The 23,710-nt window shown below is 71.4% G+C and carries 20 protein-coding genes; 8 read left to right on the forward strand and 12 right to left on the reverse strand.

From position 1 onward, the window contains the following. Nucleotides 1-128 precede the first annotated feature (128 nt). The 5 genes from OG349_RS32850 to OG349_RS32870 all read left to right on the forward strand — a co-directional run bounded on the left by OG349_RS32850 (nucleotide 129) and on the right by OG349_RS32870 (nucleotide 8,695). On the forward strand, nucleotides 129-2,849 hold the full coding sequence (locus tag OG349_RS32850; protein ID WP_327238054.1) for a glycosyl hydrolase family 95 catalytic domain-containing protein: 2,721 nt from the start codon (nucleotides 129-131) through the stop codon (nucleotides 2,847-2,849). 221 nt (nucleotides 2,850-3,070) lie between these two features. Next, on the forward strand, nucleotides 3,071-4,042 hold the full coding sequence (locus tag OG349_RS32855; RefSeq protein ID WP_327238055.1) for a lysylphosphatidylglycerol synthase transmembrane domain-containing protein: 972 nt from the start codon (nucleotides 3,071-3,073) through the stop codon (nucleotides 4,040-4,042). A gap of 129 nt (nucleotides 4,043-4,171) precedes the next feature. Continuing rightward, on the forward strand, nucleotides 4,172-5,107 hold the full coding sequence (hemC, locus tag OG349_RS32860; protein WP_327238056.1) for a hydroxymethylbilane synthase: 936 nt from the start codon (nucleotides 4,172-4,174) through the stop codon (nucleotides 5,105-5,107). Between the two features lie 304 nt (nucleotides 5,108-5,411). Further along, nucleotides 5,412-7,037, forward strand: coding sequence for a M4 family metallopeptidase (locus tag OG349_RS32865; RefSeq protein WP_327238057.1), 1,626 nt, complete (start codon nucleotides 5,412-5,414; stop codon nucleotides 7,035-7,037). 227 nt (nucleotides 7,038-7,264) lie between these two features. Further along, entirely contained in the window at nucleotides 7,265-8,695 is a 1,431-nt protein-coding gene (locus tag OG349_RS32870) for an MFS transporter (RefSeq protein ID WP_327238058.1), read from the forward strand. 120 nt (nucleotides 8,696-8,815) lie between these two features. On the opposite strand, the gene OG349_RS32875 is transcribed toward OG349_RS32870, so the two are convergent. The 3 genes from OG349_RS32875 to OG349_RS32885 form a co-directional block, all read right to left on the reverse strand. Then, entirely contained in the window at nucleotides 8,816-9,922 is a 1,107-nt protein-coding gene (locus OG349_RS32875) for a hypothetical protein (RefSeq protein WP_327238059.1), read from the reverse strand. 158 nt (nucleotides 9,923-10,080) lie between these two features. Next, nucleotides 10,081-10,830 carry a hypothetical protein gene (locus OG349_RS32880; protein WP_327238060.1) on the reverse strand — a complete coding sequence of 250 codons (750 nt, stop codon included), beginning with the start codon at nucleotides 10,828-10,830 and terminating at the stop codon, nucleotides 10,081-10,083. Continuing rightward, the gene (locus tag OG349_RS32885; protein ID WP_327238061.1) at nucleotides 10,827-11,465 is read right to left on the reverse strand and encodes a sigma-70 family RNA polymerase sigma factor; all 639 of its coding nucleotides are present in this window, start codon (nucleotides 11,463-11,465) and stop codon (nucleotides 10,827-10,829) included. The genes OG349_RS32880 and OG349_RS32885 overlap by 4 nt, the downstream gene beginning before the upstream one ends. Nucleotides 11,466-11,657: 192 nt before the next feature. Between OG349_RS32885 and OG349_RS32890 the strand changes: the two genes are divergently transcribed. Next, a complete protein-coding gene (locus tag OG349_RS32890; RefSeq protein WP_327238062.1) occupies nucleotides 11,658-12,467 on the forward strand; it encodes an SAM-dependent methyltransferase in 810 nt (269 codons plus the stop codon). Nucleotides 12,468-12,678: 211 nt separating this feature from the next. Here OG349_RS32890 and OG349_RS32895 read toward each other — a convergent pair whose 3' ends face one another. The 5 genes from OG349_RS32895 to OG349_RS32915 form a co-directional block, all read right to left on the reverse strand. Continuing rightward, on the reverse strand, nucleotides 12,679-13,713 hold the full coding sequence (locus OG349_RS32895) for a hemolysin family protein (protein ID WP_327238063.1): 1,035 nt from the start codon (nucleotides 13,711-13,713) through the stop codon (nucleotides 12,679-12,681). Beyond that, the gene (locus tag OG349_RS32900) at nucleotides 13,710-15,041 is read right to left on the reverse strand and encodes a hemolysin family protein (RefSeq protein ID WP_327238064.1); all 1,332 of its coding nucleotides are present in this window, start codon (nucleotides 15,039-15,041) and stop codon (nucleotides 13,710-13,712) included. The genes OG349_RS32895 and OG349_RS32900 overlap by 4 nt, the downstream gene beginning before the upstream one ends. Nucleotides 15,042-15,244: 203 nt before the next feature. Further along, on the reverse strand, nucleotides 15,245-16,651 hold the full coding sequence (locus OG349_RS32905; protein ID WP_442806344.1) for an LCP family protein: 1,407 nt from the start codon (nucleotides 16,649-16,651) through the stop codon (nucleotides 15,245-15,247). A gap of 98 nt (nucleotides 16,652-16,749) precedes the next feature. After that, nucleotides 16,750-17,184: a BlaI/MecI/CopY family transcriptional regulator gene (locus tag OG349_RS32910; RefSeq protein WP_327238821.1), complete on the reverse strand. Its 435-nt coding sequence runs from the start codon at nucleotides 17,182-17,184 to the stop codon at nucleotides 16,750-16,752. A gap of 191 nt (nucleotides 17,185-17,375) precedes the next feature. Then, nucleotides 17,376-18,242 (reverse strand): alpha/beta fold hydrolase, encoded by an 867-nt coding sequence (locus tag OG349_RS32915; RefSeq protein WP_327238065.1) that lies wholly within the window; start codon nucleotides 18,240-18,242, stop codon nucleotides 17,376-17,378. A gap of 129 nt (nucleotides 18,243-18,371) precedes the next feature. Between OG349_RS32915 and OG349_RS32920 the strand changes: the two genes are divergently transcribed. Further along, entirely contained in the window at nucleotides 18,372-18,866 is a 495-nt protein-coding gene (locus OG349_RS32920) for a CGNR zinc finger domain-containing protein (protein WP_327238066.1), read from the forward strand. 40 nt (nucleotides 18,867-18,906) lie between these two features. Here OG349_RS32920 and OG349_RS32925 read toward each other — a convergent pair whose 3' ends face one another. The 3 genes from OG349_RS32925 to OG349_RS32935 all read right to left on the reverse strand — a co-directional run bounded on the left by OG349_RS32925 (nucleotide 18,907) and on the right by OG349_RS32935 (nucleotide 21,535). Next, nucleotides 18,907-19,824, reverse strand: coding sequence for a DMT family transporter (locus OG349_RS32925; RefSeq protein WP_327238067.1), 918 nt, complete (start codon nucleotides 19,822-19,824; stop codon nucleotides 18,907-18,909). 59 nt (nucleotides 19,825-19,883) lie between these two features. Beyond that, nucleotides 19,884-20,777, reverse strand: a complete 894-nt coding sequence (locus tag OG349_RS32930; RefSeq protein ID WP_327238068.1) for a YhjD/YihY/BrkB family envelope integrity protein — start codon at nucleotides 20,775-20,777, stop codon at nucleotides 19,884-19,886. 155 nt (nucleotides 20,778-20,932) lie between these two features. Further along, complete coding sequence (locus OG349_RS32935) at nucleotides 20,933-21,535, reverse strand: gamma carbonic anhydrase family protein (protein WP_327238069.1); 603 nt, start codon at nucleotides 21,533-21,535, stop codon at nucleotides 20,933-20,935. A 116-nt stretch (nucleotides 21,536-21,651) separates the two neighbouring features. Here OG349_RS32935 and OG349_RS32940 point away from each other — a divergent pair, with 116 nt between their 5' ends. After that, nucleotides 21,652-22,734, forward strand: a complete 1,083-nt coding sequence (locus OG349_RS32940) for a magnesium and cobalt transport protein CorA (protein ID WP_327238822.1) — start codon at nucleotides 21,652-21,654, stop codon at nucleotides 22,732-22,734. 81 nt (nucleotides 22,735-22,815) lie between these two features. On the opposite strand, the gene OG349_RS32945 is transcribed toward OG349_RS32940, so the two are convergent. After that, nucleotides 22,816-23,484, reverse strand: a complete 669-nt coding sequence (locus OG349_RS32945; protein ID WP_327238070.1) for a GntR family transcriptional regulator — start codon at nucleotides 23,482-23,484, stop codon at nucleotides 22,816-22,818. Nucleotides 23,485-23,710 lie beyond the last annotated feature (226 nt).

The raw sequence follows: 23,710 nt of genomic DNA on the forward strand, positions 1-23,710 counted from the left end.
CGTGTTGCGCGCATGTCACGTCGCTGCTTCGCGCTGCTCCTCCATCCCCGCCCGGTTCCGCCTTCGTCCGCCGTTTTTCCGCACGTTCCCCCGCACCTCCCCCTCGCCGCCCGTGGGAGTGACACACCATGAGAGCCACCCGACTACCCGTTTTCCTCCTTGCCCTCGCCTGTCTGTTCGGCGGCCTCGCCGGTGCGCCGGCCTCCGCGTCGACCACCGACGCCGCGTTCAACTCCTCGACCGGTGCCCTGGACGTGGACTACGCGAGCTATCTCTCCAAGCACGACATCGTCTACAACCGGCCCAACACCAGCCCCGTGCAGGGCCTGACGGTCGGCAACGGCAAGACCGGCGCGATGGCCTGGCAGGAGAACGGCCTGACCATGCAGGTCTCCGGGGTCGACACCTCGCAGCAGACCGCGTTCGGGGCCGGCCTGCTCAACCTGCGGACCACCCCCGCGATGGACTCGGGCTACTCCACGTACCAGCAGCGCCTCTCGCTGTACGACGGGACGCTCACCACCAAGTACGACAACAACCGCACCGTCACCGTGATGGGTTCGCCGAACTCCGAGGTCATGGGCGTCCACGTCGAGGACACCCGGGGCGGGATCTCCAACATCTCCCTCGACCTGAGCCTCTGGGACGTCTCCTCGCTGGGCAACAGCGGCGACGTGCCCAACCTCGACACCTGGAAGACGGTGTCGACCTACGCGGACTCCACCGGCGCCGGGCTGAGCCGGGGCCAGGCCGACCCGCAGAACTTCGGCTACACCCTCGCGGCGACCGTGGAGGGCGCGCCGTACACCGCGCAGGTCGTGGACGGCCGCAAGGTGCGGCTCACCATCACCCCGTCGTCCAGCTACACCATCTGGTTCACCGCCAGCAGCCGGCTCAACGCGCCGTCGCACAACTCGGTCGCCCAGGCCAAGAACGTGCTCAACTCGGTCAAGGGCACGGGATACACCACCACGTACAACAACTACCGCAACTGGTGGCACGCGTTCTGGCAGAAGTCGTTCGTCCAGTACTCCAACGGGTCCAAGGACGCGGACTACATGGAGAACATCTACTACCTGAGCACGTACATGATCGCGGCGGGCGGGTACGGCACCAAGCCCCTGCACTTCATCAACGGTGTCTTCCGGGCCACCGGGGACGCGACGAAGTGGAGCAACGCGTACTGGTACTGGAACCAACGCGACGTCTACAACTCGTTCCTGGCGTCCAACCACAGTGATCTGCTCAACGGGTTCAACCGGTTGTACAGCGACAACTTCAACGCGCTGAAGTCCGCGACCCAGACCAGATACGGCGTGGACGGCATCTGGGTCCCGGAGACGATGGGCTGGGACGGCAACGCGCGCGGCACGGTCAACAGCGACTACACGAAGAACATCTGGTCGACCGGCGCCGAGGCCGCGTACAACATGTTCCTCCAGTACAAGTACACCAACGACGCCAACTACCTGCGGAACACGGCGTATCCGTTCATGCGCGAGGTCGTCAAGTTCTACCAGGCGAAGCTCTCCCGCAACGCGACCACCGGCCAGTACTACGTGGCGACGTCCAACTCGCACGAGACGTACTGGAACGTGCCCAACGCCATCACCGACCTCGCGGCCGTCCGCATGCTCTTCCCGCTCGCCATCCAGACGGGATCGCAGCTGGGCCTCGACGCCACCCTGCGCCCGCAGTGGCAGTCGATCCTCGACAACCTGATCCCGTACCCGGCGGACGCCAACACCTATCTGCCGCACACCCCGCCGATCGCCCAGACCCGCAACAACGAGAACGTCGCCTCCGAGCTGATCTGGCCGTACGACCTCACGGGCATCGGCTACCCCGACCAGCAGAAGGCGATCAACACCTGGAACGCGCGGCCCTTCCCGTACGGGAACGTCTGGGCGCCCGACGCCGTGCAGGCGGCCCGGCTGGGCCTGGGGGACCAGACCTACCAGGGCATGAAGACCATGCTGCGGCAGTACCAGAACTACCCGAACGGCATGACGACCAACACCAACGGTGTCTTCGAGTACCTCGGGGTGCACCTGACCGCGATGAACGAGTCCCTCCTCCAGTCGTACAACGACAAGATCCGGGTCTTCCCCGCCGTGCCCACGGACTCGACGTTCGTCGGCAAGTTCAGCCTCCAGGCGAAGGGCGGCTTCACGGTCAGCTCCGAGCGTGAGGGCGGCGAGGTCAAGTACGTCGGCGTCAAGAGCCAGTTCGGCAACAGCGCCCGCGTCGTGAACCCCTGGGGCACCCAGCAGGTCAGGGTCCGCCGGGTCTCCGACAACGCGATCATCACGACCGCCACCAGCGCCGAGATCACGTTCGCGACGGCCGCCAACACGGTCTACGTCGTCGAGCGGACCGCCAAGCCGCTGTCCAACTACACCACCACGCGGCTCACCGGAACGGCCAACCAGGGCTCCAAGGCACTGAGCGGCACGTCCTCCACGCTGGGCATCTCCGGCACGGCGAACCCCATGGTCAACAACACCGCGCTGACCTACGACAGCAACTGGCACCTCACCAGCCCCCGGGGATACGGCGACTACAACGACGACACCCACCACAGCAACACGGTGGGCGCGGTCGCGCAGTACACCTTCACCGGGACCGGCATCCAGTACCTGTCCGAACGCAACGGGGACATGGGGACGGTGGACGTCTATCTGGACAACGTCCTCCAGGCCACGGTGAATCTGAACGTGTCGGGAGCGCGGCAGGTCCAACAGGTGGTCTGGCAGAAGTCCGGACTCTCCTCGGGCACGCACACGTTCAAGGTCATCAACAGGAGCACAGCGGTCGGGATGATCGACGCGCTGAGGATCACTCCTTGACCGGGATCACTCCCTGACCGGGGTCGGTCCTTGATCCGGATCACTTCCTGAGCCGGTCCTCCGGCCGGCGGCCCAGGCGCTGTCCCGCACCGGGACAGCGCCTGTCCGTCGCCTGTTGGCCCGCCCCAGGACGCCCGGACGTCGCGCTCACCTGAGACAGTCACGGCGAGAGCACTTCCCGGCAGGTGCCCGCGCACCACGGACCAGGGACGACCGAGCCGATGGCCCTACTTCACCCGTCCGTCCCGCCCGGCGGACTCCTGCGGCGGCTGCCGCTGCGCCAGATCCTCATGGTCCTCCCGGTCGTGGCGGTCGGCGTCTGGGTCGGCCTCCACTGGCCGCTGATCGTCTCCGGCGGCCGGCAACTGCTCACGGCCGACCGCTCCTGGCTGCTCGCCGCCGTGGCGGCGACCGGGCTCGGCTGGGTGGCCGTGTCCTTCACCCGGCAGGGGACGGTCCTGGAGAGACTGCCCGCCGGACGGCTCCTCGCCACGCAGTTCGCCGCGGGCGCGGCCAACCACCTGCTGCCCGCCGGGCTCGGCGCGGGCGCCGTCAACCTGCGCTTCCTGCGCCGCTGCGGTCTCCCGCTGTCCCGCTCCTCCGCCTCGCTCGCGCTGTACCTGCTGGCCGAGTCCGTCGGGCGTGTCGTCCTCCTCGTCGTCCTGCTGACGGCCTTCCCCCGGGCGCTGCGCCTGGACGGCCTCGTCCCGGACGGGACGGGGCCCGCCCTGGCCCTGACGGCGGGCGCGGTGCTCGCCGCGGTGGCCCTCGCGCTCTTCGCCGTACGGCCGCTGCGCCGCCTCGTCCGCGACTTCCTGCGCGTCGCGCTGACCGAGGCGCGCGGCCTGCACACCAGGCCGGCCCGCGCGCTGGCCCTGTGGGGCGGCTCGCTCGCCTTCCCCGCCCTCCAGGCGGCCGGGCTGGTCACGGTGGCGCTGGCGCTCCACGTGCCCGTACCGGCGGTCCATGTGGCCATCGCCTACCTCGCGGCGAGCGTGGCGGCGGCGGCCGTACCGACGCCGGGCGGCATCGGCTCGGTGGACGCCGCGCTGGTCATCGCGCTGGTGACGGCGGGCGCGTCGGTCGCCGTGGCCACCTCGGCCGTGCTCGGCTTCCGCATCATCACGGTCTGGCTGCCCCTGGTGCCCGGCGCACTGGTGCTGGGCCATCTGGTCCGCAGGAAGGTCGTCTGACCCGGCGCGGGCGCCGTCACGCGCGTGACCTGCGGAGCCGCCGTGGCGGTCCTTGTTGTTTGGGCGCCTGGGGCGGTGGGTACAGAAGTTCGGTTACGAAGTGTGTCGCCGACGGCCTATCGTGGTCCCATGTCCGCTCCCGCGCTGATCCGTATCGTCTCCCGCGACTCGCCCATGGCCCTCGCCCAGGTGGAGCGAGTCCGTGCCGAACTGGGCCTGCTGCACCCCGGTATCGCCACCGAGGTCGTCCCGGTCAAGACCACCGGCGACAAGTGGATGGGCGATCTGTCCCAGGTGGAGGGCAAGGGGGCGTTCACCAAGGAGGTCGACGCGGCCCTGCTGAACGGCGAGGCGGACCTGGCCGTGCACTGCGTGAAGGACGTGCCCGCGGACCGGCCGCTGCCCGCCGGCACTGTCTTCGCCGCGTTCCTGCGCCGGGACGACATCCGTGACGCGCTCGTCCACCCCGGCGGCCTCACGCTCGACGAGCTGCCCGCGGGCACCAGGATCGGTACGTCCTCGGTCCGCCGTGTCGCCCAACTCGCCGCGTCCCACCCGGACCTGGAGTGCGTCCCGTTCCGCGGCAACGCCAACCGCCGGCTGGAGAAGCTCGCCGCGGGCGAGGCCGACGCGCTCCTTCTCGCCGCCGCCGGCCTCCGCCGTATCGGCCGCGAGGACGTCATCACCGAGATCCTGTCGCCCGAGGCGATGTGCCCCCCGATCGGCGCGGGCATTCTCGCCCTCCAGTGCCGGGAGGGAGACGCGGAACTCATCGACACGGTCAGCGACCTCGGCGACCCGGACACCTACCGGGAGGCCACCGCCGAGCGGATGTTCCTCCACGTCCTCCAGGGGCACTGCAACAGCCCGATCGCCGGATACGCGAAGGCCGGGCGCGGCGGCGAACTCTCGCTCCGGGCCTGCGTGTTCACCCCCGACGGCAAAACGGTCCTCAACGCCCATGAGTGGGCAGGCCGGTTGGATCCGGCCACTCTCGGTACATCCGTGGCGGTGGCGCTCCTGCGGCAGGGCGCGCGCGAGCTGATCGACAGCATCGCCCACTGATCTCCGTACGACCTGTTGGGCGGTTCCCCACTCCGGGGAGCCGCCCAATTCGCGTGTCAGGACGTCCGTTTGATCGCCGTATGTGGCATGTAACTGACAACACAAGGTCAAATCCTCGTTTCGGATCTGTCCGAACGAGGCTCTTCGATGTCACTCTCTGGACGGCTCACCGCGCGTAGACCGTGCGGTGGGTCCGCGTGGCACCCACGTGTAGCTCCAGCGCCAGGAAGGCGGCCCACCCCACGGCCGCCGCCGTACCCCCACAAGGGCCGCCGACCGGTGGCCCGACACTCTTGGAGACTGAGTGAGACTCGTAGCTTCCACCCCCCGCAAGAACGCCGTCCGCGTCGCCGCGCTCGTCGCCTCGGCCGCGATGGTGGCCGTCGCCTTCCAGAGCGGCCCGGCCGTCGCCCAGCCCGACGCCGCCCGTGACAGCGGCGCCGTCGCCGTGGCGTTCACCGCCGCCCAGCGTGTGACCGCCATCCAGTCCGCGCAGGCGGACACGGCGAGCGAGGCCAAGACCCTCGGTCTCGGCGCGCAGGAGAAGCTGGTCGTCAGGGACGTCGTCAAGGACGCCGACGGCACCGTGCACACCCGGTACGAGCGTACCTTCGCGGGCCTGCCCGTCCTCGGCGGCGACCTCGTCGTCCACGAGAGCCCGGCCGGCAAGCAGACCGTCACCAAGGCGACCCCGGCGAAGATAGCCGTGGCCACCACCGACGCGGCGGTCACCGCCTCCGGCGCCAAGTCGACCGCGCTCAAGGCCGCTTCGGCGGAGAAGACCGCCAAGGCCGAGACGGGCACCGCGCCCCGCAAGGTCGTCTGGGCGGCCGGCAGCAAGCCCGTCCTCGCCTGGGAGACCGTCGTCAAGGGCTTCCAGCCCGACGGCACCCCGAGCGAACTGCACGTCGTCACCGACGCGGCCACCGGCAAGGAGCTGTTCCGGGACGAGGCCATCGAGACCGGCACCGGCACCGGCAAGTACAACGGCACCGTCCCGCTCACGACCACCAAGAGCGGCACCACGTACAACCTGACCGACGGCGCGCGCGGCGGTCACAAGACGTACGACCTCAACCAGAAGACGTCGGGCACCGGCACCCTCTTCACCGACGCCGACGACGTCTGGAGCGGCGGCCGCCAGACCGCCGCCGTGGACGTCGCCTACGGCGCGGCCGAGACCTGGGACTTCTACAAGAACGTCCTCGGCCGCAACGGCATCAAGAACAACGGTGTCGCGTCCTACTCCCGCGCCCACTACGGCAACAGCTACGTGAACGCGTTCTGGGACGACAGCTGCTTCTGCATGACGTACGGCGACGGCTCGGGCAACGCCAACCCGCTGACGTCGATCGACGTCGCCGCCCACGAGATGAGCCACGGCCTCACCGCGGCCACGGCGAAGCTGACGTACTCGGCGGAGTCCGGCGGTCTCAACGAGGCCACCTCCGACATCTTCGGCACCGCGGTCGAGTTCTACTCCAACACCTCCACCGACCCGGGTGACTACCTCATCGGTGAGAAGATCAACATCAACGGCAACGGCACGCCGCTGCGCTACCAGGACAAGCCGAGCAAGGACGGCGCCTCCAAGGACGCCTGGTCGTCGACGCTGAAGAACCTCGACGTCCACTACTCCTCGGGCCCCGCCAACCACTTCTTCTACCTGCTGTCCGAGGGCAGCGGCGCGAAGACCATCAACGGCGTGAGCTACAACAGCCCCACGTCCAACGGGTCGACGGTCACCGGCATCGGCCGGGACAAGGCCATCCAGATCTGGTACAAGGCGCTCACCACGTACATGACGTCGAGCACCAACTACGCGAAGGCGCGCACCGCGACGCTCAGCGCGGCCGGCGCCCTGTACGGCACGACCAGCGCCGAGTACAAGGCCGTCGGCGCCGCGTGGAGCGCCGTCAACGTCGCCTGATCCGGCGTAGCACCCAGCGGTAGGCGGTACCCCCGGGCACGGGTCCCTCGCGTTCGCGACGCGAGGGACCCGTGCCCGGCCGTTTTCGCCGGGACGGCCGGGCGGCCGGGGCGGTGAGGGTTCGTCACGCGCCCCCACGGCGAGGTGCCGTGTGCCGGGACGCCGCCCGGCCGCATGATGGGCGCACCGGCCCGTGGGGGGACGCCCAGAGAGAGGAAGACGGCTCCGTGTCCTCGCAGCCCCCCGACCCCCGGCGCTGGAAGGCGCTCGCCGTCTGTCTTGTCGCGGCCTTCATGACCCTGCTCGACGTGTCCATCGTCAACGTCGCGCTGCCGTCGATCCGGGAGGGGCTCGGCGCCCCCGAGTCCGACCTGCAGTGGGTCGTCTCCGGATACGCCCTGGTCTACGGCCTCTTCCTGATCCCCGCAGGCCGCCTCGGCGACGCCCGTGGCAGGCGTCCGGTGTTCATGGTGGGCCTCACCCTCTTCGTCCTCGCGTCGGCGGCCTGCGGCGCCGCGCAGTCCAGCGGGTGGCTGGTGACCGCCCGGCTGATCCAGGGAGCGGCGGGCGGTGTGGTCGCCCCGCAGGTGTCCGCCCTCATCCAGCAGATGTTCTCCGGCCGGGAACGCGGCCGGGCCTTCGGCATGTTCGGCACCGTCGTCGGGATCTCCACCGCCGTCGGCCCCCTGCTCGGCGGGCTGATCATCCAGGCGGCCGGCGCGCACGACGGCTGGCGGTGGGTGTTCTACGTCAACCTGCCGCTGGGGGCCGTCTGCCTCCTGCTGGCCCACCGTCTGCTGCCCGACACCCCGGCGGCGGGCCACGTCCGGATCCGCGACCTCGACCCGGTCGGCGTGCTGCTGCTCGGTTCGGGAGTGGTGGCTCTGCTCCTGCCCTTCGTGGAGTCACGCGAGTGGCACGGGAACACCAAGTGGCTGCTGGTGGTGGTCGCCGCCGCGCTGCTGACGGCCTTCGTACGGTGGGAGGCCCACAGCAGGAAGGGTGGCACCCAACCGGTCCTGAACCTGGCCCTCTTCCGTATCCATTCGTTCTGGCTGGGCTGTCTGATGATCCTGTTCTACTTCGGCGGCTTCACCTCGATCTTCTTCATCACCACGCTCTTCCTGCAGAGCGGACTGCACTACTCGGCGCTCCTGGCCGGGCTGACCATCACCCCCTTCGCCCTGGGCTCCGGGGTGTCCGCGGGCATCGGCGGACGGCTGGTCGGCCGCTTCGGCCGGCCGCTGATCGTCGTCGGGCTGACCATGGTGGTGGCCGGACTGGCCCTCACCGTGCTCGCCGTCCATCTGGTCCCCGGCCACCACGCCGGCTGGGCGATGGCCGGGCCCCTGCTGCTCGCCGGTCTCGGCAGCGGCCTGGTCATCTCGCCGAACCAGACCCTCACCCTCGCCGAGGTGCCGGTCGCCGGCGCGGGCAGCGCGGGCGGGACGCTCCAGACGGGACAGCGGGTGGGCTCCTCGATCGGTATCGCCGCCATCGGCTCCGTCTTCTTCGCGCAGGTCTCCCGGGACGGCTGGGCGTCGGCGTACGAGCACGGCCTGGTCGTGTCGGTGGCCTTCGCGCTGGCGGCCCTCGTCGTGGCGGTGACCGACGTGATCGTGGGGCACCGGAAGAAGAACGCGGCGGCGGGCTCGTAGGGGCGAGCGGACCCGGGTGTACGGGCCACCCCCGCAGGTGTACGGACCACCACGGCCGCGCCCGCCCACGGGCCGGGGGATCCGGTACGTGGACGGGCGCGGCCCGTGCGGAACTTCTCGCTACGCGCGTGCGGCCACGGCCGCCTGCCGGCGGAGCGTCAGGGCCGTACCGGCGAGACCCACGGCGGCGACGGCACAGACCACCGCCACCACGGACGCCCCCGGGAACGTGCCCAGACTGCTCGACAGCAGGTCCATGCCGACGACGGCCGAGACGGCCTGCGCGACCACCACCGCCAGGGCCGCCGAGGCGCCCGCCACCCAGAGGCGCACGGAGTCCCGTACCGCCAGCCACACGGCGCTCACCAGGCACACCACGGTGAGCGCGAGGGACAGCACGTCGGCGACGCTGCCGGACCCCAGACGTGTGTAGTCCGTGGGCAGGTGGAGCACCGCGCACACGACCAGCAGCGCCACGGTCGGCCAGCGCAGCACCGACCGCAGCGCGGAGGCGGGGGCGGGGACAGCCGTCTTGCCGGCCCGGCGCTGAGGCCGGACACCCGCCGCTGCCGCTGCCGCTGCCGCTGCCGCTGCCGGGGCCGGGGCCGGGGCCGACGCGGAGGCCGGGGCAGGGCGGCTGAACGCCGCCGCGATCCCCGCCCGGCGTATCGCCCGCGCCGGAGCGTCCGCCCTGGCATCCCCGTCCCTGTCGTCACCGGCCTCCGTGGTGTCCGTCTCCACGGCGTCCGCCGCCGCGGCGTCGGCGGTGACCCCGGGCCGCGCCATGGACCGGGCGCTCTCGCCCTCGTCGCCGCCGAAGATGTTCACCAGCTCGGCCACGTCCTCGATCGGCCTGCCCACGGCCGCGGCGCGCAGCGTCGTGTCGGCCTCGTCGAACTCGTGGGGAGGCTCGTGCAGCAGGGCGACCAGCTGCATGACCTCCTCCAGGGGACGGGCCACCGCGGCGGCGCGCAGCGCCTCGTCACCGGGGCTGGGCACCTCACCGGTCCGCCGCAGCAGACTGACCAGCGCGGCGACCTCCTCCAGCGGCCGTTCGGTCGCGGCCGTCCAGAGCAGGGTCCGTATCGGCTCCTGACCGGGCTCCATGGACAGGGTCCCGGTGTCGGTGAGGCCGGTGAGGGCGGCGAGAGCGGCATCGTCCGGCGGACGCGGACGGCTCCCGTCGCGATCCTCGGCGGCGTGATCGAGGTGGGGGTCAAGAGACATGGCGCGGCTCCCTCTGCCGAACTCCACGGGCGGGCACACACCCTGGTGGTCACCGTGCGGCCACATACGGCGCACGCTTTGTTACATGAAATGCCCTGGTGCGGAGATTGCGCCATCCGGGACCGGCATACGAGGGGTTCTCGCCGTACCGCGCATGGTCAGCGCGGCCGTGCGCCCTCCGTTCCCGGCCGGGTGATCGGCCGGGTGACCGGCCAGGTGACCAGCGTCTCGTCGGGCTGCGGCACCTCGCCGTAGTCCTCGTCCGCGCTGTCGACGCGCAGCCGGTTGACGACGGCCTCCAGCGCGGCGGGCAGCGTGGGATGCCTGCCCCGGTGACACTGCCCGATGAGGTCGTGGCGGACGGCCTCGGGCAGCAGCGAGGAAAGAGAGGGGACCGGGGACGGCACGGTGTCCGAAGAGGTACGGCCGGAGCCGGCCAGCCTGCGGGACTCGGCGCGCCAGTGGGCCGCGTCCCGGAACTCGGCACGCTGCTGGTGGGCGAGGAAGAGACAGAACGCCGCCGTCCGGTTGCCGCCGCCCGCCGCGAACTGCCACCAGAACTGGGCCGCGTCCCGGTGCCCCGTCAGATGCAGCAGCGCGGCGAAGACCACGGCGCCCTGCGGGTCTATCCGGTCGTGGTCGACCAGCTGGGCCAAGCAGCCGGCCGCCTCGGGGGCGTTCAGGACGAGCGCGACGGCCAGGTCCAGGTCACGGGCCGCCTGTTCGTGCGCGGTGGCACAGCCGCCGGGGGCCCGCACGGCCCCCTCCGCCCGCTCCTGGGCCCGCTCCCCGGCCCGCGCGGCGGCGCGCCGCAGGGCGCTGTCGGTGTCGTAGGTGTCGTACGCGCCCGCGAGGACTTCCGCGTCGTCCAGCAGCACCTGGACCCGGGCGCCTTCCGTTCCCCTCACCTGGCGGGTCCCAACTCCCTGGCCAGCCGTCGCCGTGCGTGTCGTACGTGCGAGCGGACGGTCGGCACCTCGATGCCCAGGTACTCGGCGACCACCTCGTCCGGCACGCGGAGCACGTAGCGCAGCACGACGACGTCGTACTGCCGCTCGGGCAGCCGCGAGATGGCGCCGTACAGACCGATCTCGTTCTCCAGGACCGTGAACTGATCGGGCGTCCCGTGCTGGAGGAGCTTGCGGGCGGCCGCGTCGAACGCCGCGGTGTCGACGAGGGCCGGCGGTCCGTCGTGCGCGTCCTGCCGCCGGGCGACCTCCTCCTTGAGGACCGCCCAGGCGTACTGCGACACGGACTCCTGGAGCAGGACGTGCGGCCAGTGCTCCAGCAGGCGGGCGCAGGCCGACTCGACCACGCTCTCGGCGACGGGCCGGGAACCGACCTGGGTGTGGGCGTACCGCAGCCACAGGCGATGGTGGTGGGCGGCGAAGGCGTCGAACGTCAGGGCCAGTCGGCGGCTGGAACGGTCCGTGTGCCGGCGTACGCCGGGCGCGGTCGGATCCGGTCCCACCGGGTCGCGCGGATCCGGACGAGCCGGGTCGCGTACCTCCACGCCCAGGGCCCCGTCGCTGTCACGGGCCATCAGGTGCCGCCCTTTCGGTTCTTCCCCGTCAGGAAGGGATTTCCTTCCCGGGGTCAGTCAACCGGATGTCTGTGGTGGCGGTGGAGTGGTTCGACGAAAAACTTTCTGCGCGTCACCCTCCGCGCAGGGGGAGTTGACGCGTCTCGTACCGTGGTCCCTCCTAGTGGGCGGACGTGGGAAGCGGGGCGTGCGGTGGCCGACGGCAGCACGGTGGACCTGGAGCTGGACAGGGCGCATTCAGCCCGGATGTACGACTACTACCTGGGCGGGACGACCAATTTCCCGGCCGATCGGGAGGGGGCGGCGCGCGCGATGAGCGCTTTCCCCTCGATCCTGGCGACGGCGCGGATCAACCGGCGTTTCATGCACCGTTCCGTGCGGTTCCTCGCACGCTCGGGGATGGACCAGTTCCTCGACATAGGCACCGGTATCCCCACGTCACCCAACCTGCACGAGGTGGCGCAGGCGGAGGTGCCGCACGCGCGTGTCGTCTACACGGACAACGACCCGATCGTGCTGGCGCACGCCCGCGCACTCCTGCACAGCCATCCGGCCGGACGTACCGCGTACGTGGAAGCGGACGTCACCGAGCCCGAGGCGCTCCTGGCCGCCGACGAGATCCGTACGACACTGGACCTCACCCGGCCCGTCGCCCTCAGCCTCAACGCGCTGCTGCACTTCGTGACCGACGACCACGGCGCCCACGACCTGGTGGACCACCTCAAGGCCGCGCTGCCCTCCGGCAGCACGCTCGCGATCGCCCATGTGACGACGGAGTTCGACCCCGAGGGCATCGCGCGCCTCACGGAGGCCTACCGCGCCTCCGGTACGCCGGGGCAGGCGCGTACGCGCGAGGAGATAGCCCGCTTCTTCGACGGCTGGGAGCTGCTGGACCCGGGGATCGTCGCGTCCCACCGGTGGCGTCCCGACCCCGGCGACGGCCAGGACGGGTCCACCGACAAGGAAGCCGCCTGCTACGTGGGCGTGGCCCGCAAGCCCTGACCTGGGGCGCGGCGTTCGCGACAGGCCCCGCGCGACGCGTCCGGCGCGCGGGACGGCTCCGCTCCGTTACCGAGTCGTCGCCTTCGGCTCCGGGCCGACGTGTTCCCTTCCCGGCGCGAATGCGATACCCATGACGGACGCGGACGAGGAGCGGCCGGTGCCCGGGGCGGGGCACCGGTCGCTCCTCTGCCGCCGTGTCCGGTTCTCCCGGTCAGCCGGCGGCTGCCTGGACACCGGCGGCGGGACCGACCAGTTCGTCCAGGACATCTTCCATGGTGACAAAGCCGATGACGGTTCCCCGGTCGCCGGTGACGGCGGCCAGATGGGTGCCCGCGGCGCGCATCGCCGTCATCGTGTCGTCGAGCGGGGTGTCGATCTCGACCCTGACCATGGTGTGCAGGGCGGAGCGCGGGAAGGGCCGCGTCCGGTCGGCCGCGCCGAGGGCGTCCTTGATGTGCAGGTAGCCGAGGACGGTACGGTCGGGGCCGGTCACCGGCAGCCGTGAGAAGCCGGACGACGCGGCCGTACGCTCCAGCTGCTGCGGGGTGATCCCGTGGTCCACCATGACGGTCCTGCCCAGCGGGACCATCACCTCGCCGGCGGGCCGGGTGCCCAGCTCCAGGGCGTCCCGCAGGCGCTCACCGTCCGCCGGGTCGAGCAGCCCCGCCTCGCTGGAGTCCTTGACCAGCCGGGCGAGTTCGTCGTCCGTGAAGACGGCCGTCACCTCGTCCTTGGCCTCGACCCTGAGCAGCCGCAGCAGCAGGTTCGCGAACGCGTTGATCCCGAAGATCACCGGCCGCAGCGCCCGGGTGAGGGCGATCAGCGGCGGCGCGAGCAGCAGCGCGGTCGGCGCGGGCGCCGCCAGCGCGATGTTCTTCGGCACCATCTCGCCGATGAGCATGTGCAGATACGTCGCGAGGGTCAGCGCGACCACGAACGCGATCGGGTGGATCAGCGCCTCGGGCACCCCGGCCGCCTCGAACGGCGGCTCCAGCAGGTGCGCGATGGCCGGCTCGGCGACCGCGCCCAGCACCAGCGAGGAGATCGTGATGCCGAGCTGGGCGGTGGCCATGGCCGCGGAGAGGTGCTGCAAGCCCCACAGCGTCGTCTTCGCGCGCCGGCCGCCCTTGAGCGCCGCCGGTTCGATCTGGCTGCGCCGTACCGAGATCAGGGCGAACTCCGCCCCGACGAAGAACGCGTTCGTCAGGAGGGTCAGCGCGCCGATGGCCAGTTGCAGGCCGGTCATCGGGCGTCCTCCGTCAGCGCGGCGGGCAGCGGGGAGGTGATCCGTACCCGGTCGGCCCGGTGGTGCTCGACCCGCAGGACGGCGAACCGCCAGCCGTCCACGTCCAGCCGGTCGGCCGCTACGGGCAGCCGCTCCAGCCGGGTCGCGAGCAGGCCCGCGAGTGTCTCGTACGGTCCCTCGGGGGCGGTGAAGCCGATCTCGTCGAGCTGGTCGAGCCGGAGGCTGCCGTCGGCCTCCCACACGCTGCGGCCCCCGGGGCCCGCGGCGACGGGCACCAGGCCCGGGGTCTCGTCCGGGTCGTGTTCGTCCCGGACCTCCCCGACGACCTCCTCCACGATGTCCTCGACGGTGGCGACCCCGGCGGTCCCGCCGTACTCGTCTATGACGACGGCCATCGTCCGCGCCTGGCGCAGCCGCCGCAGCAGCCGGTCGACCGGCAGGGAGTCGGGGACGAGCAGCGGCTTCGTCGCCAGCGCGGTGACCGGGGTGCGGTCGCGCAGGCTCTCGTCCAGGGCGAGGACGTCACGGATGTGGACCGTGCCGATCACCTCGTCCAGGCTGTCCCGGTAGACGGGGAAGCGGGAGAGGCCGGTGGCCAGGGTGAGCCGGGCCGCGTCCGACGCGGTGGCGTGCGCCTCCAGCGCCCGGACGTCCACGCGGGGCGTCATCACGTTCTCCGCCGACAGGTCGGCGAGGTGCAGGGTCCGTACGAACAGCTCGGCGGAGTCCGCCTCGATGGCCCCCTCGCGCGCCGAGTGGCGGGCCAGGGCGACCAGTTCCTCGGGTGTCCGCGCGGAGGCCAGTTCCTCGGCGGGCTCCAGGCCGAAGCGCCGTACCAGCCGGTTGGCGGTGTTGTTGAGGTGGCGGATCAGCGGGCCGAAGGCGGCGGTGAACGCGCGCTGCGGTCCCGCCACGACCTTCGCGACGGCCAGCGGACGGGAGATGGCCCAGTTCTTCGGGACCAGCTCACCGATCACCATCAGCACCACCGTGGACACCACGACACCGAGCAGGGTCGCCACGGTGGACACCGCGCCCCCGGGCAGCCCCACGGCCTCCAGGGGGCCGTGCAGCAGCACGGCCAGCGACGGCTCGGCGAGCATGCCGATGACGAGAGAGGTCACCGTGATGCCCAGCTGGGCGCCGGAGAGCTGGAACGTCAGGCGCTTGGCGGCGGCCAGGGCGCTCGCGGCCCCGCGCTCGCCGGCCGCGGTGGCGCGCTCCAGTTCACCGCGCTCGACGGTGGTGAGGGAGAACTCGGCGGCGACGAACACCGCGCAGGCGAACGTCAGCGCGAGAGCGAGCAGCAGCAGAAGCACTTCGGTCACCGTGCCACCTCCGGCCCCTGGTGCGGCGGGACGGGGAGGGCACGGCTCGTACTGGGAGGTTCACCCATGGGGGGACCGCAGCTCCTTACGCTGATCAACGACGCGGGGCGGGACGGCCTCGCCGTCCCACGTCGCTCAATAGTAAAGGAGTCGCAAAAGAATGCAATGTGGCGTCCGGCACGGACCGTTCGGACCGGCGCGCTCTAACGGACGTCGGTGAAATCCGTCCCCACGGTGAGGGTCACGACACCCGGCGAGGCCTGTGCGGACTCCCGCGCGGTGACGTCCGGCAGACGCGAGGCGAGGACCCGGGCCTGGGCGCCGAGGCCGCCGGGGTACTCCACCGACGTCCTGCCCGTGGTGTCCGGCGCGTTGCCGATGGAGGCGACGGTGAAGCCGGCCGTGCGGAGGGTCTCGGCGACCGCGGCGGCCCGCCCCGCCGTGCCCGTGCCGTTGAGGACCTGGACGCGGACCGTGTGGGCGTAGACCGGGACCTTGGCGGCCGCCTCCAGGTTCTTCTTGCTGACCTCCTTGTCCCGGGCCAGGGACGTGAACAGGTCGGACGCCTGCGGGTACTGCCACACCACGTTGGCCCGGTCGGCCGGCACGTCCGCCTCGCGCGGGTAGTTCGGTACGGTCAGGAAGGCCAGCCGGTCCTCGGGGATGCCCTTGATCTCGGAGGCGAGGGCGTACAGCGGCTTGATCCCGGCCAGCGGTTCGTCGGTCGTCAGCGACTTGGTGGCCGAGTCCAGGAACCCGTACAGCGCCTTCGGGCTGGTCAGCTTCTTCTGCGCCTTGGCGGCCACGGCCTCCATGAACTCCTGCTGCCTGCCGATCCGGCCGAGGTCGGAGCCGTCCCCGACGCTGTAGCGCGTACGGACGTACCCGAGCGCCTTCTCGTCGCGCACGGTCTGGCAGCCGGCCTCCAGGTCGAGGTGGGCCTTCTTGTCGTGGATCGCGGTCTCCGGACAGACCTCGATGCCGTCCAGCGCGTTGACCATGCCCTTGAAGCCCTGGAAGTCGACCGACATGAAGTGGTCGATGCGCAGCCCGGTGTTGCGCTCGACGGTCCTGATGGTGCAGGCGGCTGCCCCGGCCACGTCACCGCTCGTCCCGCCGATGGCGAACGCCTCGTTGATCTTGAAGTGGTGGAGGCCGGACTCGCTGCCGTTCCCGCGGTCGCAGGCGGGGATGGTGACCCAGGAGTCGCGCGGCAGGGAGACGACGGTGGCCCAGTCCCGGTTCGCGGCGATGTGCAGCACCATCAGCGTGTCGGACTGCATGGTGGTGAGGTCGCTGCCGTACTTCGCGTTGGCGCCCGTACGCGAGTCGGAGCCCACGACCAGGATGTTCTGCGAGCCGGGACTGGAATTGACCGGCCGGCCGCCGCCGATCTTGCCGTCGATGTCCGCGCCGTGGATGTTGCCGTCGAGGCGCTGGTAGATCCAGGTGCCCGCGCCGCCCGCCCCGAGGGCCCCGACGGCCAGCGCGCCGCAGATCCAGACCGCCACACGGCCGCGCCGGGTGAGGCGGGTCCGGCCCGCCGGGGCGCCTCTGCGACGGCCACTGCTCGCGGCGCCGGGCCGCCGTCTCCTGGTTTCCGTCCCCACCTGGTCCTCCGTGCCCCGCTCCCCGTCCGGTCCGCTCTCCGGGCCGGCCGCCGCCCTCTGGCGACGGACCGACTCTACAGGCGTGTAGAAGCCGCCCGTCAGCTTTCCGTGTCGTCCACAGGAGTGCCGCCGGATTCCGGTGCGCCGTCCGTGAGGAGGGCGCGCAGCACCCGCGCGTCGTGGGGGGAGAGGCCGGAGACGAAGCGGGAGAGCACCGCGTCCCGGTCGTCCCGCTCGTCGAGGAGCCTTCGCATCCGCAACGCGGTGAGCCCGGCGCCGTCGGCGACCGGGGTCCAGAGGAAGGATCTGCCCGACCGGGTGCGGGTGACGGCCTGCTTGTCGAGGAGGCGGGTGAGGATTGTGATCACGGTCGTGTACGCGAGGTCGCCGTCGAGCCGCTCCTGCACCCAGGTGGCCGCCACCGGGCCGGCCGCGGATCCGAGGACGGCGAGCACCTGTGCTTCGAGCTGCCCCTGGCCCCGCCTGCGGGTGCGGGACTCCTGCCCCCGTCCGCCGGTGTTCCCGGCGTTCACGGCCCTGCCGACATTTCCGGCCACGAAAATTGGCCTCCTCCCACGCTGCCGCGCCAGGCGACCTGGTGCCGGGGCATCCTAACCAGGGTCACCGGGGCGCGGCCCGGGGTACGACGGCACACTTCTACAGTGTTGTAGATTCGTGCCCGGCTCCGCCACCCGTCCGCCGCCGGGGGAGTACGCGGCGGTTCTCAGCCGAACGCCCGCTCCAGGAACGGCGTCATCAGCGCGGCGACGGCGGTGAGTTCGCTCTCCAGCAGGAAGTGGCCGCCGTCCAGGAGGTGGATCTCCGCGTCCGGCAGGTCGCGGCCGAAGGCCCGTGCCCCGTCCGGGCCGAAGATCTCGTCGTTGCGGCCCCACACGGCGAGCAGCGGGACCTGCGAGGAGCGGAAGTACGCGTGCACGTCCTCGTACAGCTCCACGTTGGTCGGGTACTCCCGGAAGAGCTTGAGCTGCACCTCGGGATTGCCGGGGCGGTTGACCATGGCGTGGTCGTGGGCCCACGCGTCGGGGTTCACCAGGCTCAGGTCCGGTACGCCGTGGGTGTACTGCCACCGGATCCGCTCCAGGGCCAGTCCCTCGCGCAGCGGGGCGGCCTTCTCCTCGGTGGGGTCGGCGGCGTACTCCCAGAGCGGCTTCCAGAACGGCTCCACGAAGCCTTCCGCGTAGGCGTTGCCGTTCTGCGTGACGATCCCGGCGATCCGGGACGGGTCGCGCAGCGCGAGCCGCCATCCGACCGGTGCGCCGTAGTCCTGGACGTACATCGCGAACCGCTCGACGCCGGTCGCGCGCAGAAGGCCCTCGACCGCGTCGGTCAGGGCGTCGAAGGTGTAGTCGAACTCCTCCACCGGCGGAGCGTCGCTGTGGCCGAAGCCCAGCAGGTCGGGCGCCACGACGTGATAGCGGTCGGCCAGCAGCGGGATGAGGTCGCGGTACATGAAGGAACTCGCCGGACAGCCGTGCAGGAGCAGGACGGTGGGCGCGGTGGGGTCGCCCGCCTCGCGGTAGAAGACCGTCCGGCCGTCGACGTCGAGGGTGCGGTGATGCACGGGGGACATGACTAACCTCCTATGTGCTTCAAGCTGGTTAGTTCAGCCAAGCAGGGCATACTAACCGTGTCAAGCTTGTAAGGTGGTTAGCGAGACGTCGGCGGAGCCGGCGAGACCGGGGAGGAGGAGAGGGGCGGTATGGAGGAGAGCGTCATAGTCGAACTGCTCAACACGACACCCCTCGTCGACGGCAGCACGGTGGACCTGCTCGCGGAGGACTCCGCGGCGGGCGCGTGGCTGGCGGCGCACGGCGGCGGGACCGGCGGCGAGGAGGAACTCGCCGCGCTGCGCGCGGTGCGCCGGGACCTCCAGGCGGTGGTACGGGGTCAGCAGCCCGCGGAGATCCTCAACACGGTGCTCGCGGACGTCGGCCGGCGCCCGGTGATCGACGCCGGAGGGCTGCGGTGGGACCTGTACGCGCCCCCGGAGCGCGCGCTCCCCGCCCGGATCGTGCTGGCCTGGGCCGGGTTGTCGGAGCGGATGCCGGGGCGGCTGCGCCCGTGCGCCAACGACGAGTGCGACCTCTTCCTGCTCGACCGCAGCCGGTCCAACACCGCCCGGTGGTGCTCCATGGCCACGTGCGGCAACCGCCTCAAGGCCCGCCGCCACCAGGCGCGCCGCAGCGGGACGTAGAGACCGGGACGTACAGACCGGGACGTAGAGGGGCGTGCGCCTATCCGCGATCGGCGGCCCGGCGCCCCCAGGTCGTGCCCGCCAGGACCAGCCCGGCGCCCAGTACCCCGAGCGCGCCCAGATGCTCACCGCCCAGGGCGATCCCGGTGGCGGCGGCCCACAGCGGTTCCGTACCGAGCAGCAGGCTCACCCGCGACGGCGAGGTGCGCCGTACCGCCCACATCTGCACGAAGAACGCGGCAAGGGTGCAGAACACCGACAGGAACAGCAGCGCCGCCCAGTCGCCCGCGTCAAAACCGGTGGCCACCGACCAGGGCGAAGGGCCCGTGCCCGGCACCGAGGCCAGGACCGCGAAGACCGCGACCGCGCCCCCGAGCTGAACGGTGGTGAGCGACAGCGCGTCGGCGGTACGCACCGCCTTGATCCGCGCCATGGCCAGCACATGGACGGTACGGGCGAGAGCCGCCAGCAGCATCAGCAGATCGCCCGCCGAGGGCGCCGTGAAGCCGCCCCCCTGGGTCAGCAGCACCACTCCGGCGACCGAGAGCCCGGCGGCGGCCACGAAGGACCCCGGCGGGCGGGTCCTGGTCACCACGGACTCCGCGAGCGGCGTGAAGATCATGGTGAGGCTGATGATGAGCCCGGCGTTGGTCGCCGAGGTGTGCACGACGCCGTACGTCTCCAGCAGGAAGATCCCGCTCAGGACCAGCCCCAGCAGCCCCGCGCCGCGCCACTGCGCCGCCGTCAGCGCCCGCAGCCGCCGCCACCCGGCGACCGCCAGGACGGGCAGGACCACCGCGAAACGCAGGACCAGGACCGCGACGACGGTCGCCGGGGTCGTGACGCCCTTGGCCGCCAGGTAGCTGGCACCCCACACGACCGCGATCAGCAGGACGGGCAGATCGGTCGCCCATGCCCTGCGGGGGGCGAGGGCGGGGGCGGCGATCGACGAGGTCACGGGGGCGGGTCTCCAGCGGACGGGGGGCGCGGAGACAGCGGCGGCTCACACGGGGACGATCACCGTACCGGTCCGTCCCCTCCGCCGGAACCGTCGTGTTCCTCTCGCAGACCGTCCGGCTCCCGCGCCATCCGCCGCACGAAGACGTACTCGTGGTAGATCCGCCCCACCAGCGCCCCGCCGTAGACGACAAACCCCACACCGACCAGCCACGACTGGAGGACGAGGACCGTGCCGAACGGGCCGTACGTGACGGCGTTCGACGCGATCAGCGGCGAGAACACCAGCCGGGAGAAGCCCCGCAGGCCGAGCAGCCCGAGCGAGGTCGCGACGGACCCGGGGATCAGCGCACGCCAGCGGACCCGCCCCGCGAGGAGCAGCCGCTGGGACCACCAGAAGAACAGGAACGTGACGACGACGTCGGCGGAGGTCACCAGGATCGTGTCGAGCACGGACTGGGCGCGGACCTGCGTGTTGACGAAGGCCACGAGGAACCCGACCAGGACCGCCAGCCACACCACGTGCCGCCACACCTGGTGCCAGCGCGCCGTGGACAGCTCCCAGACCTTCTCGTACCCCGTCTGCACCGCCGACCCGAAGGTCAGACCGAACACCGCGAGCGCGGCGAGACCGAACGCCGTCGTCCGCTGGAGCGCCTCGCCCGGCTTGCCGAACAGCTGCTCGATCTCGCCCTGTGACGACGCGGAGACGCCGACGCCCTGCGCGAGCCAGCGGGCGAAGCTCTGACCGCTGGCCGGGTCGGCCGCCGCGACGAGGATCAGCAGGGGAACGAGCGTGAGGAAACCGAGCGCGGCGAAGGACATGGCCCGGTGCATCAGTTCCGTCTCGCTGCTGCGGCTCACCGTGAGCGCGACAGGAGAGTCCATGATCCTGCGGTACAGGTCCCGGAGCCGGTGCGCGTGCCTCTCCACACCGAAACGCTTTCGGGTCATATGTCGTCTACTACCCCGGAGCGGGCCGTGTCGCGTCCGGGGCCCCCGGATGGGTGCCGACGACCGGCCACGGTTCGGCCACCCCGCCCACAGCTACCGTACGACCGCCACCGGCCCGGGGGACCGTACGGTCACAGGATCCGTGGACCGTACGGTCACAGGATCCGGTCGTCGTGATGGCGGCCGAGCGCCCGTCCGAACCGCTCCGAGAGGGCCGGCAGGATGCTCTCGCCCTCCGCGGGGCGCGGCAGGCCGAAGACGTACCCCGGGAAGTCCAGCTCCTTCTGGACCTCCCAGATCGCCTCGTGCTCCCCGGGCGGCAGCACCCGCGCGGGATCGCCGACGGCCACCCACCCGATCGGGACCGTGGAGCCGGCGGGCAGCACCGTGCGCAGATGCACGATCCCGTTGATCCGCACCTCGGAACGCGCCCCGATCCGGGCGCCGTTGAAGACCCGGGTGCCCGTCGCGAGGAAGACCTCGTCCTCGACGGCGCAGCCGGTCAGGTACGAGGTGGGGCCGACGAGCACGGCACGCCCCAGCCGCAGCGGATCGCGGCGGACGCCCCGCAGGACCGCGTTCTCCATCACCACGCAGCCCTCGCCCAGCTCCACGGGGCCGCCCTCGGCGGTCAGTACGGCACCGAAGAGGATCCGGCACCCGGCGCCGACCCGGACGTCCCCGCTCAGCGTGGCGTTCGGGGCGACGTACGCGGACGGATGCACGGTGGGCGACACCCCGTCATGTTCGATGAGCATGCGTCGCATCATGCCCGACCGGACGCGGATCCGGACCCGGGGGCGGACCCGGACCTGGGCGTTCGCCCGTTCGTGGCACACTGACGGCCGATCCGCCGAAGGAGCCCACCGTGTCGATGATCCGCAACCTCCGCAGAACCGTGCGCAGGGCCTATCGCCGCACCGTGGACCTGAGCCACCCGGCCCGCTCCCCGCTCGGCAGCGCGGTGGTGAACTGCGTGGTCTACCGCGACGGCGAGCGGCAGCTCGACCACTGCGCGGCGGAGGAGGCGCTGCGGCGCGTCCGCAGGGCCGGTACCGGCTTCGTCTGGATCGGGCTGCACGAGCCGGACCGGGAGGAGTTCACCGGCGTCGCCGAGCTGTTCGGCCTCCACCGGCTCGCCGTCGAGGACGCGGTCACCGCGCACCACCGGCCCAAGGCGGAGCTGTACGACGAGACGCTGTTCGCGGTCTTCAAGACCGTCAGCTACATCGAGCACGAGGAGCTGACGGCCACCAGCGAGGTGGTCGACACCGGTGAGCTGATGGTCTTCGCGGGGGCCGACTTCGTGATCACCGTACGACACGGCCGCCACGGCTCGCTGGGCCCGCTCCGGGAGCACCTGGAGGCGTCCCCCGAGCAGCTCGCCAAGGGCCCCGCCGCCGTCCTGCACGCGATAGCGGACCACATGGTCGACGAGTACCTCGGCGTCGCGGACGCCATCCAGGACGACATCGACGCCGTCGAGACCGGCGTCTTCTCCGGGCAGGCGGCCCGCGGTGAGGCGGGCCGGATCTACCAGCTCAAGCGGGAACTGCTGGAGCTGAAGCGCGCGGTGGCACCGCTGGACCGCCCGCTGCGCAAGCTCGCCACGGAGCCGGGCCGGCTGGTGGGTACGGAGATCCAGAAGTACTTCAGGGACGTCTCGGACCACCTGGCGCGGGTCACCGAGCAGATAGCCGCCTTCGACGGTCTGCTCGACTCCATCCTCCAGGCCCACCTCGCGCAGGTGACCGTCGCCCAGAACGAGGACATGCGCAAGATCACGGCGTGGGCCGCGATCATCGCCGTACCGACCATGGTCTGCGGGGTCTACGGCATGAACTTCGAGCACATGCCCGAGTTGCGGTGGACGTACGGCTACCCCCTCGTCGTCGGCGTGATCGCCGCCGTCTGCTTCGGCGTCCACCGCCAGTTCCGGCGCAACGGCTGGCTCTGAGGGGCCCTTCACGATGAGGGGCCCTTCACGATCGGGCCCGAGATCCGGATGTCCCGGCGCCCGGACCGGGCCCATGCACGGCTACTGCCGCGCCGCCTCCGTCAACCGCGCCTGCGCCCTGCGCAGATGGGTCCGCATGCGCGCGGCGGCCGTCTCGTCGTCGTTCTCGCCCATCGCCTCCAGGATCCGCTCGTGCTCCCGGCAGGTCTCCTCCGCCCACCCCTCGCGGAACGACAGCCGGTACTGATGTGTGTGCGCGTGCAACCGCTCCAGGGTCGAGCGGAGGAACACGTTCCCGCTCAGGCGCGCGATCCGGTCGTGGAACACGGCGTCGTGGTGCAGATACAGCAGCAGGGTCGACCGGCTCGCGAAATCGCCCGCCGCGCCCCGCATCTCCGCCAGCTGGTCCGCGAGGTGGAGCAGATCGGCCGGGGTCACCCGGGAGGCCGCGGCGGAGGCCGCCGCCGGTTCGAGCAGCAGCCGTACCTCGAACAGCTCCCGCAGACCGCGCCCGCTGAGCAGCGCCGCGGCGGTGTACCCCGCCAGCGACCGCTTCACCACCAGGCCGTCCGCCTCCAGCCGCGCGAGCGCCTCCCGCAGCGGGGTCGGTGAGATCTCCAGCTCCTGGGCGAGCGTGTTGATGTTGAGCTTCGACCCCGGCTCGATGTCGTGGTCGACGAGCCGTCGGCGGATCGTGTCGTAGGCGGTCTCCGCGAGCGCCTGCCGCCGCGGAGTGGGGGTGACTGCCATCGTGCTGCTCCTGGGTGTCGCCTGTGGTGCCTCGCCGGTGGTTCCTCGCCCACCGATTGTATTTTTTCGTGCGCTCCTGTGCGTTCCTGTCCGTGCGACGGTCCCACTTCGGTAAAGGTCGGTACGAGTATTGACTGTTTTCCGATGCTGGCTACTCTTCTGAAAAGTATACGAAATAACGTTGTCTCGGATCGGACCGGAGCGGGCCTGCCGGGGTCCGCAGGGC

Source organism: Streptomyces sp. NBC_01317 (assembly GCF_035961655.1).
Lineage (GTDB): Bacteria > Actinomycetota > Actinomycetes > Streptomycetales > Streptomycetaceae > Streptomyces.

Bases quoted from the DNA above. Each gene is read 5' to 3' on its own strand.
- OG349_RS32875 (WP_327238059.1), bottom strand. From the start codon at position 9,922: ATGTCTCTTGACCCCCACCTCGATCACGCCGCCGAGGATCGCGACGGG.
- OG349_RS32855 (WP_327238055.1), top strand. From the start codon at position 3,071: ATGGCCCTACTTCACCCGTCCGTCCCGCCCGGCGGACTCCTGCGGCGG.
- OG349_RS32915 (WP_327238065.1), bottom strand. From the start codon at position 18,242: ATGTCCCCCGTGCATCACCGCACCCTCGACGTCGACGGCCGGACGGTC.
- hemC (WP_327238056.1), top strand. From the start codon at position 4,172: ATGTCCGCTCCCGCGCTGATCCGTATCGTCTCCCGCGACTCGCCCATG.
- OG349_RS32930 (WP_327238068.1), bottom strand. From the start codon at position 20,777: ATGACCCGAAAGCGTTTCGGTGTGGAGAGGCACGCGCACCGGCTCCGG.
- OG349_RS32920 (WP_327238066.1), top strand. From the start codon at position 18,372: ATGGAGGAGAGCGTCATAGTCGAACTGCTCAACACGACACCCCTCGTC.
- OG349_RS32850 (WP_327238054.1), top strand. From the start codon at position 129: ATGAGAGCCACCCGACTACCCGTTTTCCTCCTTGCCCTCGCCTGTCTG.
- OG349_RS32940 (WP_327238822.1), top strand. From the start codon at position 21,652: ATGATCCGCAACCTCCGCAGAACCGTGCGCAGGGCCTATCGCCGCACC.
- OG349_RS32945 (WP_327238070.1), bottom strand. From the start codon at position 23,484: ATGGCAGTCACCCCCACTCCGCGGCGGCAGGCGCTCGCGGAGACCGCC.
- OG349_RS32885 (WP_327238061.1), bottom strand. From the start codon at position 11,465: ATGGCCCGTGACAGCGACGGGGCCCTGGGCGTGGAGGTACGCGACCCG.
- OG349_RS32895 (WP_327238063.1), bottom strand. From the start codon at position 13,713: ATGACCGGCCTGCAACTGGCCATCGGCGCGCTGACCCTCCTGACGAAC.
- OG349_RS32935 (WP_327238069.1), bottom strand. From the start codon at position 21,535: ATGCTCATCGAACATGACGGGGTGTCGCCCACCGTGCATCCGTCCGCG.